At 72.5% G+C, this 15,202-nt stretch carries 11 protein-coding genes; 2 read left to right on the top strand and 9 right to left on the bottom strand.

What is annotated here, in order from left to right; all coding sequences use genetic code 11:
* Positions 1-93 precede the first annotated feature (93 nt).
* From AOM46_RS22095 to AOM46_RS22110, 4 genes are all read right to left on the bottom strand, one after another.
* Positions 94-771, bottom strand: a complete 678-nt coding sequence (locus tag AOM46_RS22095; protein WP_062214312.1) for a thymidine kinase — start codon at positions 769-771, stop codon at positions 94-96.
* A 16-nt stretch (positions 772-787) separates the two neighbouring features.
* Positions 788-2,023, bottom strand: coding sequence for an alkaline phosphatase family protein (locus tag AOM46_RS22100; RefSeq protein ID WP_062214313.1), 1,236 nt, complete (start codon positions 2,021-2,023; stop codon positions 788-790).
* Positions 2,020-2,607, bottom strand: a complete 588-nt coding sequence (locus AOM46_RS35515; protein ID WP_062214314.1) for a DUF5998 family protein — start codon at positions 2,605-2,607, stop codon at positions 2,020-2,022. Before AOM46_RS35515 ends, AOM46_RS22100 begins: the two co-directional genes overlap by 4 nt.
* 75 nt (positions 2,608-2,682) lie before the next feature.
* Positions 2,683-5,391, bottom strand: a complete 2,709-nt coding sequence (locus AOM46_RS22110; RefSeq protein WP_062214315.1) for a GNAT family N-acetyltransferase — start codon at positions 5,389-5,391, stop codon at positions 2,683-2,685.
* Between the two features lie 94 nt (positions 5,392-5,485).
* On the opposite strand from AOM46_RS22110, the gene AOM46_RS22115 reads away from it, so the two are divergent.
* The gene (locus tag AOM46_RS22115) at positions 5,486-5,776 is read left to right on the top strand and encodes an HPr family phosphocarrier protein (RefSeq protein ID WP_062214316.1); all 291 of its coding nucleotides are present in this window, start codon (positions 5,486-5,488) and stop codon (positions 5,774-5,776) included.
* A gap of 163 nt (positions 5,777-5,939) precedes the next feature.
* Here the strand turns inward: AOM46_RS22115 and AOM46_RS22120 are convergent, their stop codons facing one another.
* The 3 genes from AOM46_RS22120 to AOM46_RS22130 all read right to left on the bottom strand — a co-directional run bounded on the left by AOM46_RS22120 (position 5,940) and on the right by AOM46_RS22130 (position 9,540).
* On the bottom strand, positions 5,940-6,617 hold the full coding sequence (locus AOM46_RS22120) for a GntR family transcriptional regulator (protein WP_062214317.1): 678 nt from the start codon (positions 6,615-6,617) through the stop codon (positions 5,940-5,942).
* A 194-nt stretch (positions 6,618-6,811) separates the two neighbouring features.
* Positions 6,812-8,179 (bottom strand): pitrilysin family protein, encoded by a 1,368-nt coding sequence (locus tag AOM46_RS22125; RefSeq protein WP_062214415.1) that lies wholly within the window; start codon positions 8,177-8,179, stop codon positions 6,812-6,814.
* Between the two features lie 17 nt (positions 8,180-8,196).
* Complete coding sequence (locus AOM46_RS22130) at positions 8,197-9,540, bottom strand: pitrilysin family protein (RefSeq protein WP_062214416.1); 1,344 nt, start codon at positions 9,538-9,540, stop codon at positions 8,197-8,199.
* Between the two features lie 147 nt (positions 9,541-9,687).
* Between AOM46_RS22130 and AOM46_RS22135 the strand changes: the two genes are divergently transcribed.
* Positions 9,688-12,138, top strand: a complete 2,451-nt coding sequence (locus AOM46_RS22135; RefSeq protein ID WP_062214318.1) for a DNA topoisomerase (ATP-hydrolyzing) subunit A — start codon at positions 9,688-9,690, stop codon at positions 12,136-12,138.
* Positions 12,139-12,161: 23 nt separating this feature from the next.
* On the opposite strand, the gene AOM46_RS22140 is transcribed toward AOM46_RS22135, so the two are convergent.
* Positions 12,162-13,271, bottom strand: a complete 1,110-nt coding sequence (locus AOM46_RS22140; RefSeq protein ID WP_067226445.1) for a GTP-binding protein — start codon at positions 13,269-13,271, stop codon at positions 12,162-12,164.
* Positions 13,272-13,426: 155 nt separating this feature from the next.
* Positions 13,427-15,202, bottom strand: coding sequence for a glycosyl hydrolase family 28-related protein (locus tag AOM46_RS22145; protein ID WP_078857064.1), 1,776 nt, complete (start codon positions 15,200-15,202; stop codon positions 13,427-13,429).

The following is a 15,202-nucleotide window of genomic DNA, read 5'->3' on the forward strand; positions in this document are numbered from 1 at the left end:
AAGCCCCCGTCAGGCGCCGGATCGCAGGCACGTACGCCCCCGGACTTCGTCCGGGGGCGTCGCACGAGCCCGCAAAGTCCCGCCGGACAGGCGCTAGCTGTGCTGCCGGGGTACTCCTTCCGTGGGGAGTACGTCCGGGGAGAGTTGACCCGCGCCGGCCGTCGCGGCGGTCAGGCGTCTGCGGTGGTGTCGGCGGCACAGCACCTCGTACCCCACCTCGCCGCGAGGGCTGTCGGGGCCGCCGGAGACATCGCCGATCACCACCTGGGCGCCCTCCACCACCATCCGCCCGCCGACCGTGCGCGCGTTGTGCGTGGCGCGGGCACCGCACCAGCACAGCGCCTCCACCTGCAGCACCTCCACCCGGTCGGCCAGCTCGATCAGCCGCTGGGAGCCGGGGAAGAGCTTGGTGCGGAAGTCGGTGGTGATGCCGAAGGCGAACACGTCGATGCCGAGATCGTCCACGACGCGGGCGAGCTGGTCGACCTGGCGCGGGGAGAGGAACTGCGCCTCGTCGGCGATGACGTAGTCGACCCGGCCGCCTGCCGTCAGATGGCGCACCAGATGCGCGTGGAAGTCGAACCCCTCGTCCGTCTCGGTGGCTTCGGCGATCAGGCCGAGCCTGGAGGAGATCCGGCCCACGCCGGCCCGGTCGTTGCGGGTGAAGATCATGCCCAGCAGGCCGCGCGCGGAGCGGTTGTGCTGGATCTGCAGGGCGAGCGTGCTCTTCCCGCAGTCCATCGTGCCGGAGAAGAAGGCGAGTTCAGCCAAGGGAACGGGCTCCAGGTCAGGTGCGGACTTCCAGCAGCGGTACCAGCTGCTCGGCCGGGGTCAGGGAGCCGTGCATGCCGATCAGCGCCGACTCCCTGGGCTCGGTCTCACTGGCGATCACGGCGGCCTCGCCCGACATCGCGACCACCACATCGCCGATCCGGGGGCCGACCCTCGCCTCCACGCCCGTGCCCGGCGGGCCGAACCAGCCCAGCGCGACCGCCTCGTCCCTGGTGGCCACCCAGGCGTCCTCGGCAAGCACCTCGCGCCACACCGCGTGGACATCGGCGGCGGCGCCCGGCACCGCGTACAGATGGCGGGCCCGGCCCTCCCCGCCCAGCTGGGCGACTCCGGCGCGCAGCTCCCAGTCGTGGTCGAAGTCGAAGCGGGCTTCCTCGGTGCGGGGCACATCGACCATGCCGTGGTCGCCCGTGATGTAGAGGACGGCACGCGGTGGCAGCCGCTCGGCCAGCCGCTGGGCCAGGGCGTCCACCCGGCTCAGCTGGGCGCGCCACTCCTCCGAGTCGATGCCGAACCGGTGGCCGGCACCGTCGAGTTCGGCGTAGTAGGTGTAGACCAGGGTGCGGTCGGCCTCGGCGATCCTGCGGGCCGCCTCGTCGATGCGCTCCCAGGGGTCGGAACGGCCGAGGAAGGTGCCGCCGGAGAGGGCGACGCGGGTGAGCGGGGTGCGCTCGAAGTGCGGTGCCGACACCTGGCAGGCGGCCACCCCCGCTCCGTCGGCGCGCACGAAGAGGGTGGGGTGCGGCTGCCAGCGGGAGGGCTCCGTCCAGGGCTCCCACCGCAGCTGGTTCATCAGGGCCCCGCTGTCCGGATCGAGCACGCGATAGCCGACCATGCCGTGCGCGGCCGGCGGCAGCCCGGTGCCGAGCGAGGCCAGCGAGGTGGCCGTGGTGGAGGGGAAGCCGACGGAGATGGGCTTCCCGGCACCGGCGTTGGAGCTGGGCAGCAGCGAGGTCAGGAACGGGGCCACCGACGGATGGGCGCGCAGCACCTCCCAGCCGAGCCCGTCGATCAGGAAGACGCAGACCCGGTCGGCCGGGGGCAGCGCGAAGGCCCTCTCGTGTCCTGGCAGGCCGAGACCGGTCAGGGCGGCGGGCAGCAGATCCGAGAGCGAGCCGGTGCCGTAGCGGGGGGCCGGCGCCAGGGACGGGTCGAGCGGAACCGGACCGTGCGGCCAACCGCCGGGATGGGACGGGGGAACCTCCCAACCGCCGGGTTGGGCGAACGTCACCTGCCGGCCACCGCCGTCGCCTCGGAGAGGGCCTGGGCGAACTCCAGCGCCTGCCGCACCGTCTCGGGCCCGTCGCCCGCCTCGCTCACCCGCAGCGACAGATCGTCCGCCGTGGACGAGCCCGAGTAGCCGTGGTCCGCCTCGCAGTTGGGGTCGCCGCAGTTGGCCGGCTCCATGTCGATCCTGGAGACCGCGCCCCAGCCGATGGTGAGCACCACCTCGCGCGGCAGCGTGCCCGGGACATAGGACTGCGGGTCGGCGACCACCCGGCTGAGCACCACGGACGAGATCCGCGCCAACTTGACCGACTCGGTCGACGTGGTCGCGTACCCGGTGGGCGTGTTGCCCTCGGCGGGCTGCTCGTCGGTGTGGCTGACGATGAATCGGGTGCCCGTCAGCACCAGCACCGTGGCGTGCCGGCGCACCTCGTTGCTGTCGAAGGTCGTCTCCTGATGGACGAGGAAGGAGGCGACGGGCTCACGGCCCACGGCGGCCTCCACCGCCTCCGCGACCAGCGCGGGGTAGTAACCGCTGCGCTCGATCGCCTCCCGCAGCCCCTGGGACGTCGTACCGGTCTTCGCCATGAGCCCATCCTAAGGGGCGACTCGGACAGCGCAGGGGGCGCGCGAGCGAGAACCCGGCACGCCGGGGGGCGTCGCTCAGTAGGCGGGCAGCCGGCGCGGTCCTAGATCGGGTCGCGGCGGCGGGGGCGCCACCCGCACCGAGGCGGCCAGCACGGCCACCCCACGGTCCGAGACGACCACGGGTTCCAGCTCGACGGCGGTGATCTCGGGGCGGTCGTCCACCAGTCGCCCGAGCCGGCCGAGCAACCGTTCCAGGGCCTCGGTGTCCACCGGTCGGGAGCCGCGCCAGCCGAAGAGGATGGGCGCGGCCCTGATGGAGCGGATCAGGGCGGCCACGTCCCGGTCGGTGGCCGGCAGCAGCCGGTGGCCGACATCGCCCAGCAACTCGGAGGCCGGTCCTGCCAGGCCGAAGGAGAGCGCGGCGCCGATCGCCGGGTCGACGGTGGCCCGCACCACGGTGTCGACGCCCCTGGCCACCATCGCCTGGACGGTGGGCCTGGTGCCGGCCGGATCGCCGAGTCGGGCGGTGAGTTCGGCGTAGGCGCGGCGCAACTCGGCCGGGGTGGCGAGGTCGAGCCGGACGGAGCCGGGGTCGGCGCGGTGCCGCAGGCGCGGCGCGGTGGCCTTGAGCGCCACCGGGAAGCCGAGCGTCTCGGCGGCGGCCACGGCCGCCTCCGGGGTGGGCGCCGGCAGCGTCGGCCGCACCTCGATGCCGTAGGCGGCCAGCAGCGCGTGGACGCCGGCCGGTTCGAGGGCGGTGTCCTTGGCGCCCTCGGGGACGGTGACCTCGGCCAGCATCCTGGCCGCCGCCGGCTCGTCGATGTCGTCGAACTCGAAGGCCCGGCCCCGGTTGTGGGCGCCGGCCCGCCATTCGGCGTGCCGCACGGCCTGGGCCAGTGCCCTGGCGGCGCGTTCGGCCGACGGGTAGGTGGGGATGCCGCGCGCGCTCAGCTCGCCGGCCAGCTCGTCCAGGGCGAGTTGGGCGACCAGCACCGGCTTCCCGCTGTCGGCGCCGGCCTCGGCGGCGCGCAGCGCGGTGGCCAGCTCCTCGACGCCCAACTCGCCGCCGACCGTGGGGGCGACGGCGACGAGCACCGCGTCGGCGCCGGGGTCGGCGAGCGCGGCGGCCACCGCGGCGCCGAACTCGGCGGGTCCCGCGGCGTTCCCCAGGCCGGTCAGCGGCAGCGGGCGCAGCCGCTGGGCGCGGCAGGCGTCGTGCGCGATCAGGCCGACGGCCTGGGCGTTGCCCACGACGGCGACGCGGGGCCCGTTGGGCAGCGGCTGGTGGGCCAACAGCAGCCCGATGTCGACCAGTTCGACGGCGGTGTCGGCCTGGATCGCGCCGGCCTGGCGGATCAGCGCGGAGACCGTCTCCTCCGGGGTGTGGCTGGTCGGCACCATGTGTCCCAGCGGGGGCGCGCCGCCGCTGTGCCGGCCGCCGCGCACCACGACGACGGGCTTCCCCGCCTCGGCGCTGCGCCGGGCGAGGCGGGTGAACTTGCGTGGGTTGCCGACCGACTCCAGATAGAGCAGGACGACATCGGTGCGTTCGTCGGCGTGCCAGAACTGCAGCACGTCGTTGCCCGAGACATCGGCCCGGTTGCCGGCCGAGACGAAGGTGGACAGGCCGCCGCCGCGGCTCTCCAACTCGTCGAGGACGGCGATGCCCATGGGTGCGGACTGGGTGAAGAGGCCGATCCGTCCGGCGGCGGGCAGCCGGGGCGCGGGGCTGGCGTTGAGGCTGGTCCCCGGTGCGGTGTTGATCACGCCGAAGGCGTTGGGGCCGACGATCCGCATGCCCTGGGCGCGCGCCCGGCGCACCAGTTCGCGCTGCTCGCGCCGGTCGTGCCCGGCGGCCAGCACGATCAGACCCTGGACGCCGCGTTCGGCGCAGTCGGGCAGCACGGCGGCCACCTCGTCGGCCGGCACCGCGAGCACCGCGAGGTCGACGGTGCCGGGGATTTCCCGCACCGAACGGAACGCCGGGGCGCCGCCGAGCATCTCGGTCTCGGGCGGGAGGGAGCGGTTGACGGCGTAGAGCCGGCCGGTGAAGCCGCCGGCGAGCAGCCCGGCGAGCACGGTTCGCCCCGCGCCGCCGGGGCGGCGCCCGGCGCCGACCACGGCGACGCTGCTCGGCGAGAGAAGGCGCTGCACGGAGTGCGCCTCGGCGCGCTGTTCGCGGGCCCGCATCACGGCCAACGACTCGGCGGTGGGGGCCAGATCGAGGGTGAGGTGCACGGCGCCGTCGGCGAAGCTGCGGCGCTGGGAGTAGCCGGCGTCGGTGAAGACCTTGATCATCTTGCCGTTGGCCGGCAGCACCTCGGCCTCGAAGCGGCGCACCCCGCGCTCCCGCGCGACGGCCGCGATGTGCTCCAGCAGGGTGGACGCCAGGCCGCGTCCCTGGTGGGCGTCCTCCACCAGGAAGGCCACCTCGGCCCGGTCGGCCGGCGCGGAGGCGGCCCGCCCCGCGCGGTCCACCCGGTCGTAGCGGACGGTGGCCAGGAACTCGTCCCCGACGGTGGCGGCCAGCCCCACCCGGTCCACGTAGTCGTGGTGCGTGAAGCGGTGCACATCGCGGTCGGAGAGCCGTGGGTAGGGCGCGAAGAAGCGGTAGAACTTCGACTCGTCGGAGACCCGTTCGTAGAAGCTGACCAGCCGGTCGGCGTCCGCCGGGGTGATGGGTCTGATGTGCGCGGTGCCGCCGTCCCGCAGCACCACGTCGGCTTCCCAGTGGGCGGGGTAGGCGGGTTGGGCGGGTTGGGCGGGTTGGCCGAGTGGTCCCATGACATCAGCGTACGGTTGGCATGGTCGCAACGGGCGGCTCGGCGCCACCGCGCGACCATCCGGTCCAGCCAACGATCTCCCGGAGGACACACACATGGTCGAGCGCCGCGTCACCATCGGTTGGGCCGAGGGGCTGCACGCCAGGCCCGCGTCGATCTTCGTGCGGGCCGCCACCGCCACCGGGGTGCCGGTGACCGTCGCCAGGGCGGGCGGGGCGCCGGTGAACGCCGCCTCGATGCTCGCGGTCCTCAGCCTCGGCGCCCAGGGCGGCGAGGAGATCGTGCTGGCCTCGTCGGCCGAGGAGGCACAGGCGGCCGAGGCCGCCCTCGACCGGCTGGCCCGACTCGTCACCGAAGGTCTCGACGAGCTACCGGAAACGGTATGAGGAGCGGTCGGATAAACGGCCGGATGGGGATTTCCGCTTTCCGGCGGCTGTCGGGCGTCTTTCGCATGTGTCCCGGGGAAGCGAAAAGGGCAGCGGGAAATGGCACCGAACATTCTCGCGGCGCTATTCGAGGACCGTCGCCCTCCTGTGTATACGGTCGCTGTTAAATCTGGCCGCGCACCGTGTTTACGGAAGGTTTCTGGCCTCTCACGCCCTCGCCCTGGAACTGACGGCGATCCGGTCGTGTCCGTTCCAGCTGGGCGGTCGAGAGGGATCTGGCCCGCTCCGCGTCGCCCCGGGCGATGGCGTCCACCAGAGCGCCCCGCTCCTGCCACAGGCCCACGGCCCTGGACAGCGGCTCGGCCGTGTAGAGCCAGGTGACCTTGCGGCGCAACTGCACCAGCAGATCGGTGAGTCCGGGGCTGCAGGTGGCCTGCGCGACCGTCTCGTGGAACCAGTCCCCGAGGGAGCGCAGATCCGCCTCCTGCCCCTGCCCGGCCCGCTGCCGACCGAGCCTGACCAGGCCCCTGAGCACCTTGAGGTGCGCCTCCGTGCGCCGTTGGGCCGCGCGGGCCGCGCCCAACGGCTCCACCAGCGCCCGCACGTCCAGCAGATCCGCCGCCTCGCGGTCGCCCAACTGGGCGACGCAGGCGCCGGCATGACGCCGGGACACCACGAAGCCCTCGGACTCCAGCGTCCGCAGCGCCTCCCGCACCGGGACCCGGGAGACGCCATAGCGCTGCGCCAGCTGCTCCTCGGCCAGCCGCGCCCCCGGCGGCAGCACTCCGCCCACGATGTCGTCGCGGATCGCCGTGCATACGGTGTGCGCGGAGATGCGCATAAACAACCCCCACAGACATAGCCGGCGTTGCCCTGTCGCATTACTACCGGGTCACTCCCATGAACTGTATGGCAAAACCTCGGGAATGCCGATAGGGCCCCTGCCCGGCGACCGCCTTTCGGTCGTTTATCCGAAAAAGCGAAGGGGACCGGTGGCGATCCCGGTCCCCTGATCCGCCGCTCGGCCGGACGGTGCTAGCCGGCGAGCACCTCGACCTTGCCGATCCCCAGCTCCCGCACCGGGTCGGCGATCTTCTTGGCGTCACCCACCAGCACCGTGACCAGACCGTCCGGCGGGAAGGCCCGCACCACCGCCGCCGTCGCCTCGACCGTGCCGGTCTCGGCGAGCCGGGCGTAGAGCTTGGCCTGGTAGTCGTCGGGCAGCCCCTCCTCCACCTGGTCGGCCAGCGCCCCGGCCACCGCGGACGCCGTCTCGAAGCTCAACGGCGCGACGCCGACCAGGAACTGGACGGCCGTGTCCCGCTCCTCGTCGGTCAGCCCCTCCTCGGCCAGGGTGCGCAGCACCTGCCACAGATCCGCGAGCGCCGGTCCTGTGACGTCGGTGGCCACCGAACCCCTGATGCCCAGCAGCGACATGCCGTCCCCGCGGGCGCTGGAGCGCAGCACATGGCTGGACGCCCTGATCCCGTAGGTGTAGCCCTTCTCCTCGCGCAGCACCCGGTCGAGTCGGGAGGTGATGGTGCCGCCCAGGCAGTAGACGCCCAGCCGGTGGGCCGGCCACACCGGATCGTGCCGGTCGGGGCCGATGCGGCCGATCAGCAGCTGTGTCTGCACCGCGTCGGGGCGGTGCACGATCACCACGCGGGACTCCTCCCACACCTGCGCCGGCGCCCAGTCGACCGAAGCGGCGGACGCGCCGGTCCAGGCGCCGAGGGTCTCCCCCAGTACGGCGTCCAGATCGATGCCGGTGAGATCGCCGACCACCACGGCGGTGGCGGCGGCGGGGCGGATATGCGCGGCGTAGAAGTCACGCACGTCCTTCGCGCCGATGCCCCGCACGCTCTCCGCGGTGCCCTGGCGGGGGCGGGAGAACCGGGAGCCCGCGTCGAAGAGCGTGGCGCTCAGCGTCATCGCCGCCCGGCGGGCCGGGTTGGCCAGCTCGTGCGGGATCTCGTCCAGCCGGTTGGCGACCAGCCGCTCGATCTCGTGCTCGGGGAAGGCGGGGGCGCGCAGCGCGTCCGCCAACAGCCGGAGCGCGCCGTCCAGACGGGACGCCGGCACCTCAAGGGAGACCCGGATGCCGGCGTGGTCGGCGTAGGCGTCCAGGGTGGCGCCGCAGCGCTCCAGCTCGGCGGCGAACTCCTCGGCCGTGTGCCGGTCGGTGCCCTCCGACAGGCCCCTGGCCATGATCGTGGCCACGCCCTCAAGGCCCTCGGGCTCCGCGTCCAGCGGCGCCGTCAGGTTGATCTCGACGGCGATCACCCGCTGCCCGGGCCGGTGGCTGTGCAGCACGGTCAGCCCGTTGGGCAGCGTGCCGCGCTCGGGGGCCGGGAACGCCCACGGCTTGGCCTGGCCGGCGACGGGCTGGGAGTGCAGCGTCATCCTGGCGTCTCGCTCGGTCACTTCTGCTCCCCCTCGGTCTCCGTGCCCTGCTCCTCGTCCGTCGTCGGCGTCGGCTCGTACACCAGCACGCCGCGGTTGTCCGAACGCAGCCGCGCCGCGGCCACCGCGCGGACCTCCTCGGGGGTGATCTCCAGGATCCGCTGGACGGCGCTCAGCGCCAGCGTGGCGTCACCGAACAGGACGGCGTACTTGCACAGTTCGTCGGCGCGGCTGCCGACCGTGGCCAGCCGGTCCAGCCACTCCCGCTCCAACTGGGCCTGGGCGCGCTCCATCTCCTCGGGGCTGGGCCCCTCATCGGCGAAGCGGGTCAGCTCCTCCTCGACCGCCGCCTCGATCTCGGCGATCCCGGCGTCGCCCGAGGTCTTGACGTCCAGCCAGCCCAACGAGGGCGCGCCGGCCAGCCGCAGCATCCCGAAGCCGGCCGAGACCGCGGTGCGGTCGTGCCGCACCAGCCGGTTGTAGAGCCGGGACGACTCCCCGCCGCCGAGCGCGGTGAGGGCCAGGTCGGCCGCGTCCGCCTCCCTGGTGCCGTCGTGCGGCAGCCGGTAGACGGCCATCAGGGCGCGGGCCGGCACGTCCTCGCGCAGTTCCTCGCGCAGCTCCTCGCCGATCACGTCGGGCAACGAGCCGTCGCGCGGCGGGCGCTTGCCGTCGTGGCCGGGGATCGAGCCGAAGTACCGCTCGATCCAGGCGAGGGTCTGCTCGGGGTCGATGTCACCGACCACCGAGAGCACCGCGTTGTTGGGCGCGTAGTAGGTGCGGAAGAAGTCCCTGGCGTCCTCCAGGGAGGCCGCGTCCAGATCGGCCATCGACCCGATCGGGGTGTGGTGGTAGGGGTGCCCGTCGGGGAAGACCATCGCGGTCAGCCGCTCGAAGGCGGTGCCGTAGGGCACGTTGTCATAACGCTGCCTGCGCTCGTTCTTGACCACCTCGCGCTGGTTCTCCATGGACTCCTCGTCCAGCGCGCTGAGCAGGGTGCCCATCCGGTCGGCTTCCAGCCACAGGGCCAGCTCCAGCTGGTGGGCCGGCATCGTCTCGAAGTAGTTGGTGCGCTCGAAGCTGGTGGTGCCGTTGAGCGAACCGCCGGCGCCCTGCACCAGCTCGAAGTGGCCGTTGCCCTTGACTTGTTCGGATCCCTGGAACATCAGGTGCTCGAAGAGGTGCGCCAGTCCGGTGCGCCCCCGCACCTCGTGCCGGGAGCCGACGTCGTACCAGATGCAGACGGCGGCGACCGGCGTGAGATGGTCCTCGGAGAGCACCACCCGCAGTCCGTTGGCGAGTCTGTGCTCGGTCGCGGTGAGCCCACCGACGGTATCCTGCGGGCTGGCCGTGTGGCCCATGGACATGAGGTCCCTTCGCTCGGTCGGTAGAGATGCCTGTCACCTTATGCAAGGTGAGCCAGCGCGTGCGAAGTTCCCGGTTGTCAGCGGGGCGGTCCACAATGGTCGCCAGCAACCCGCCCGCCTGTACGAAGGAGCCCTGCCGCGATGGCCCGCCGCAGCAAGCAAGCCCCGCCTCCTGAGGAGTTCGAGGAACGCATCCTCGACATCGATGTGGTCGATGAGATGCGGGGCTCCTTCCTGGAGTACGCGTACTCGGTGATCTACTCCCGCGCCCTGCCGGACGCGCGGGACGGGCTCAAGCCGGTGCAACGCCGCATCCTGTACCAGATGCACGACATGGGGCTGCGTCCCGAGCGGTCCTATGTGAAGTGCGCCCGGGTGGTCGGCGAGGTGATGGGCAAGCTCCATCCGCACGGCGACTCCGCGATCTATGACGCGCTGGTGCGGATGGCCCAGTCTTTCTCGATGCGGCTCCCCCTGGTCGACGGCCATGGGAACTTCGGTTCGCTGGGGAACGACGATCCACCCGCCGCCATGCGGTACACGGAGTGCAGATCGGCGCCGGCCGCCGGTCTGATGGTGGCCTCGATCGACGAGGACACGGTCGACTTCGCGCCCAACTACGACGGAAGCGAGCAGGAGCCGGCGGCGCTGCCCGCCGCCTACCCCAACCTGCTGGTGAACGGCTCCAGCGGCATCGCGGTCGGCATGGCCACCAACATGCCGCCGCACAACCTGGTCGAGGTCATCGCCGCCGCGCGCCATCTGATCCGGTATCCGAACGCCGATCTGGAGGCGCTGAGCCGGTTCGTCCCGGGCCCCGACCTGCCCACGGGCGGCCGGATCGTCGGCCTGGACGGCATCAGGGACGCCTACCGCACCGGCCGTGGCACCTTCCGGATGCGGGCCACGGTCACGGTGGAGAAGGTCTCGGCCCGGCGCCGTGGGCTGGTCGTCACCGAACTGCCCTTCGCGGTCGGCCCGGAGAAGGTGATCGGCAAGATCAAGGATCTGGTCAACGCCAAGAAGCTGCAGGGCATCGCCGACGTCAAGGATCTGACGGACCGGGAGAACGGCCTGCGGCTGGTCATCGAGGTGAAGAACGGCTTCAACCCCGAGGCCGTGCTGGCGCAGCTCTTCAAGCTGACGCCCATGGAGGAGTCCTTCGGCATCAACAACGTCGCGCTGGTGGACGGCCAGCCGTTGACGATGGGCCTGCGCGAGCTGCTGCAGGTCTATGTCGACCACCGCTTCGAGGTGGTCAGGCGGCGCAGCGAGTTCCGCCGCACCAAGCGGCGGGACCGGCTGCACCTGGTCGAGGGCCTGTTGGTGGCGCTGCTGGACATCGACGAGGTGATCCGGCTGATCCGTTCCAGCGAGAACGCGGCCCAGGCCAAGGAGGCCCTGATCGGCCGCTTCGGCCTCTCGGAGATCCAGACGCAGTACATCCTGGACACCCCGCTGCGCCGGCTGACCAAGTTCGACCGGCTGGAGCTGGAGGCCGAACGGGACCGGCTGACCGCCGAGATCGAGGAGCTGACCCGGATCCTCGATTCGGACGCCGAGCTGCGGAAGCTGGTCTCCGCCGAGCTGGCGGACGTCGCCAAGAAGTTCGGCACCCCGCGCCGCACCGAGCTGGTCGAGGCCGAGGGCGCTCCGGTCGAGGTGCTGCCGCTTGAGGTCTCCGACGATCCCTGCCGGGTGCTGCTCTCGTCCACGGGGCTGCTGGCCCGCACCGCCGACGGGCACGCGTCGCTGGAGGAGGCGCCCAAGCGCGGCAAGCACGATGTGATCGTCTCCGCCGTGCACTCCACCATCAGGGGCGAGATCGGCGCGGTCACCTCGGCCGGCCGGCTGCTGCGGATCTCCGTGGTCGACCTGCCGGCGCTGCCGCCGGCGGCCTCGGCGCCGAGCCTGGCCGGCGGCGCCCAGCTGTCGGAGTTCGTCTCGCTCGGCGCGGACGAGCGGGTGGTCTGTCTGACCTCGCTGGACGAGTCGTCGCCCGGTCTCGCCATCGGTACGGAGGGCGGCGTGGTGAAACGCGTGGTGCCCGACTACCCGGCCAACAAGGAGGAGTTGGAGGTCATCTCGCTCCGCGAGGGGGACCGCGTCGTGGGCGCGGCCGAGCTGCGCACCGGCGAGGAGGACCTGGTCTTCATCACGGACGAGGCGCAGCTGCTGCGCTATCCGGCGGCCCAGGTCAGACCGCAGGGGCGGCAGGCCGGCGGGATGGCCGGGGTGAAGCTCGGCGAGGGGGCCAGGGTGCTCTCCTTCACGGTGGTCGATCCGGCCGGGGACGCGGTGGTGTTCACGGTGGCCGGTGGCTCGGGCACGCTGGACGATTCGCTGCGCTCGGCGAAGGTGACGCCGTTCGACCAGTACCCGCGCAAGGGGCGGGCCACCGGCGGGGTGCGCTGTCAGCGGTTCCTCAAGGGTGAGGAGCGGCTGGTCTTCGCGTGGGCGGGCGCCTCCCCGGCCCGCGCGGCCACCCAGGCCGGCGCTCCGGTGGAGCTGCCGGAGCCGGATCCGCGCCGCGACGGATCGGGCACGCCGCTGGCCAAGACGGTGGCCACGGTCGCCGGGCCGCTGGGCTGAGGTCCGGGCAGCCCGCCGCCGGCTCAGCCGACGGCGGGCTCGTGCTCCTCGGAGACGGGCTCCGGCTCCTCGAAGGCGGCCGCGGAATCCGCCGGGGCGGCCGGTTCCTCGGGGTGTTCGATATGGCGGGCGATCCGCCACCCGACGTCCCGGCCCGCCCGTTCGTCCGTCTGGGCCGCGACGCAGTCGGCCAGCTCGGCCCGGAGCGCGGCGGCGTCGAGATCGGTGCCGATCAGCACCAGGCCGGTGGTGTCGGGCCCGGCCGCCGGCGGCGGATCGGGGAAGAGCCGCAGGTAACGGCCCACCAGATGCAGGGTGTAGCGCTCGGCGCCCAGCTGGACGAAGCCCTTGATCCGGTAGAGGCCGGGCCGTCGGGCCTCCAGGAAGTCCAGCAATCGGCCGGGGTCCAGGGGGTGTCGGGCGTGGAAGCTGACGCTGCTGAACCCGCTGTGCGGATGCTCGGGATGGGCCGCGTCCTCGGCGAGCAGATCGGCGAAGGAGAGCTGCCGTGGCCCGTCGGCGCGGGTCGGCTCGGCGGGCGCGCCGTCCAGCAGCAGCGCGGGATCGACCCGGCCGTGCGTGGTGGCCACCACCGGCGCGCCGTGTGACCGTTCCCGCAGTTCGGCCCCGAGCCGCTCGGCGGCCGCCGGGTCGACCAGGTCCGTCTTGTTGAGCACCACCAGATCGGCGAGGCCGGTGTAGCGGTCGGTGGCCGGCTGGCGGGCGCGGAGCGCCTCGTGCTCCACGGCGTCGATCAGCTGCACCAGGCCGCCGTAGACGATCCTTCGGTCGTCGCTGGCGAGCACCATCCGGACCAGCGCCGGGGGTTCGGCGAGGCCGCTGGCCTCCACCACGATCAGGTCGATGGCGAGCGCGGGATCGGCGAGCCTGGCCAGCGCCTGGTCCAACTCCTCGGTGTCCACGGCGCAGCACAGGCAGCCGTTGCCGAAGGAGACCAGGGAGTCCACCTGTCCGGCGACCGTCATGGCGTCCACCGGCACGCTGCCGAAGTCGTTGACCACGGCTCCGATCCTGATGCCCTGGGCATTGGTCAGCAGATGGTTGAGCAGGGTCGTCTTGCCGGCTCCGAGGAAACCGGCGAGGACCACCACGGGGACGCGACCGGCGGTCACGGCTCCCCTCCCTTCGAGTCCGTCTCCAGCGTCTGCGCCCGCCACCCTAGTTGACCGGGTCCGTCGAAGGTCGCCGCACGGCGACGCCCCGACAGACCGGTGAGGTGCTGTCGGGGCGCCGTCCGAAGGGGTGCGCGATGCGCGGTCCCGGCCGGTTACTCGGGCTGGGGCCAGGTCTCGCAGTCGTCCCATTCGGTGTCGAGACCGGTGTTGCCACCGCCGTCGTTGATCGTCAACGGGGCCTTGTCGGTCGGGAACGGGCAGTTGTAGACGCCCGCCGCGCCGACATCGGTCGCCGTCACGTTCTGGATGGTGACCTCGCCGGTGGTCTCCGCCTGGACCACCACCGTGCCCACGCCGTCCACCTCGGCCCCGTCGATGGTCACCCGGTCGGTGGCCAGTCCGGTGCCGCTGCCCGAGACGAACTGGAAGGCGCTCCACGGGCTCTCCAGCACCGTGGTGTCGGTGATGTTGATGTCCGCCTCGATCGCGTGGTTGTAGGCGTCGACCCGCAGCGCGGACATCGGGTGGTCCCAGTTGGGGTTGAGCGCGCCCGTGCTCACCAGCGTGTTGCCGTCCACCGTGATGGTGCCGGACAGCGGGAAGAACGGCTCCATGAACGCCTGGTTGGAGATGGCGATGCCGCTGCCCAGCGCGTTGGTGTCACGGACGTAGTTGTTGGTGACCTGGATGTTCTCGCCGCCGTAGATGGCGATGCCGTTGGCCAGGTTGGGCTGGATCACGGTGTTGCCGTCGAAGCTGGCCCCGCTGTTGGCCTGCGGCAGCGACCACATCGCCAGCGCGTCGTCACCGGTGTTGCGCAGGTAGTTGTTCCGCACCCGGACGTCGTGGGCGTTGCCGTTGAGGTTGAGCCCGTCGGCGGCCATGTCGACGATGCGGTTCCGCTCGACCACCAGATCGTCGTTGTTGCCCGTCAACCACAGGCCGACCTTGAGGTGTTGGAGCCACATCCCGGAGACCGAGGAGTTCGGGCCCAGGCTGCCGTTGACGAAGTTGTCCGGGTTGCTGTCGACCCGTTCGGTGACGTCGCCGATCACGGCGAAGTCGCTGATGTGCACGTCCCCGGGGCCCTCGCCCTGGTTGACGAAGCGGGAGCTGTGCACCACCGAGTGCCAGGAGCCGGCGCCCCGGATGGTGACGTTCTCCACGTACAGCGGCTGGTTCACCTGGTAGGTGCCCGGCGGGATCCAGACCGTGCCGCCCCGGCCCTGGGCGACGGCCTCGACGAACGCCTGGCTGGAGTCCGACTGGCCGGTGGGGTCGGCGCCGAGCTCCGTCACGTCCAGGGCCCCGGCCGGTGCCTCGGCCGGCGCGGCCACCTGCTCGAAGTCGGCGCCGTCCAGGGTGACCGGGCCGTTGGCGACGAAGGAGACGGTGTCCCCTGCGGCCAGGTCCTGGCCGAGCGGCAGCCGCTCGTGGGTGAAGAAGTGGTGCGTGGTCGAGCCCGCTATCCAGGGCGCGTCGAAGTACTGGAACCGGTCGCTGAGCGGGATCGACTCCTCGATCGCCTGCCCGTTGACCTCGACGGTCAGCGAACCCTGGGTGCCCTCGGGGACGTTGTAGACGACCGTGGTCGCGTTGGCCGCCTCGGTGAGGGTGAAGGTGACGGACTGCCCGGCGGCCAGCTCGACGGCGCTGCGGCCGGACGCCTCGGAGGCGACGGTGCCCTGGGTGACATCGGGCCCGATCACCGACCCGCCGTGCTCGGCGTCCTCCGCCTCCTGGGTCACGAAGGGGAGTTCGGCGCCGGCCAGCGGCGCGGAGTCGGCCGGGGCCTCGGGCACCGGCTGGGGGGCGGCCTCCTCGGCGCCGGCGACAGCGGTGAAGCCGACGGTGCCCAGCAGGATGGCGCCGGCCGAAGCCGCGCCCGCGGCGCGCCACCGCTTGCGCGATGGGTGGGGTGCGCTCAT

Source organism: Streptomyces sp. NBRC 109706, from assembly GCF_000974485.1.
Classification (GTDB): Bacteria; Actinomycetota; Actinomycetes; order Streptomycetales; family Streptomycetaceae; genus Streptomyces.

Excerpts from the sequence above, each read along its gene's own strand:
- AOM46_RS22130 (WP_062214416.1), bottom strand. The coding sequence starts at position 9,540 with ATGGGCCACACGGCCAGCCCGCAGGATACCGTCGGTGGGCTCACCGCG.
- AOM46_RS22115 (WP_062214316.1), top strand. The coding sequence starts at position 5,486 with ATGGTCGAGCGCCGCGTCACCATCGGTTGGGCCGAGGGGCTGCACGCC.
- AOM46_RS22125 (WP_062214415.1), bottom strand. The coding sequence starts at position 8,179 with ATGACGCTGCACTCCCAGCCCGTCGCCGGCCAGGCCAAGCCGTGGGCG.
- AOM46_RS22120 (WP_062214317.1), bottom strand. The coding sequence starts at position 6,617 with ATGCGCATCTCCGCGCACACCGTATGCACGGCGATCCGCGACGACATC.
- AOM46_RS22110 (WP_062214315.1), bottom strand. The coding sequence starts at position 5,391 with ATGGGACCACTCGGCCAACCCGCCCAACCCGCCCAACCCGCCTACCCC.
- AOM46_RS35515 (WP_062214314.1), bottom strand. The coding sequence starts at position 2,607 with ATGGCGAAGACCGGTACGACGTCCCAGGGGCTGCGGGAGGCGATCGAG.
- AOM46_RS22135 (WP_062214318.1), top strand. The coding sequence starts at position 9,688 with ATGGCCCGCCGCAGCAAGCAAGCCCCGCCTCCTGAGGAGTTCGAGGAA.
- AOM46_RS22145 (WP_078857064.1), bottom strand. The coding sequence starts at position 15,202 with ATGAGCGCACCCCACCCATCGCGCAAGCGGTGGCGCGCCGCGGGCGCG.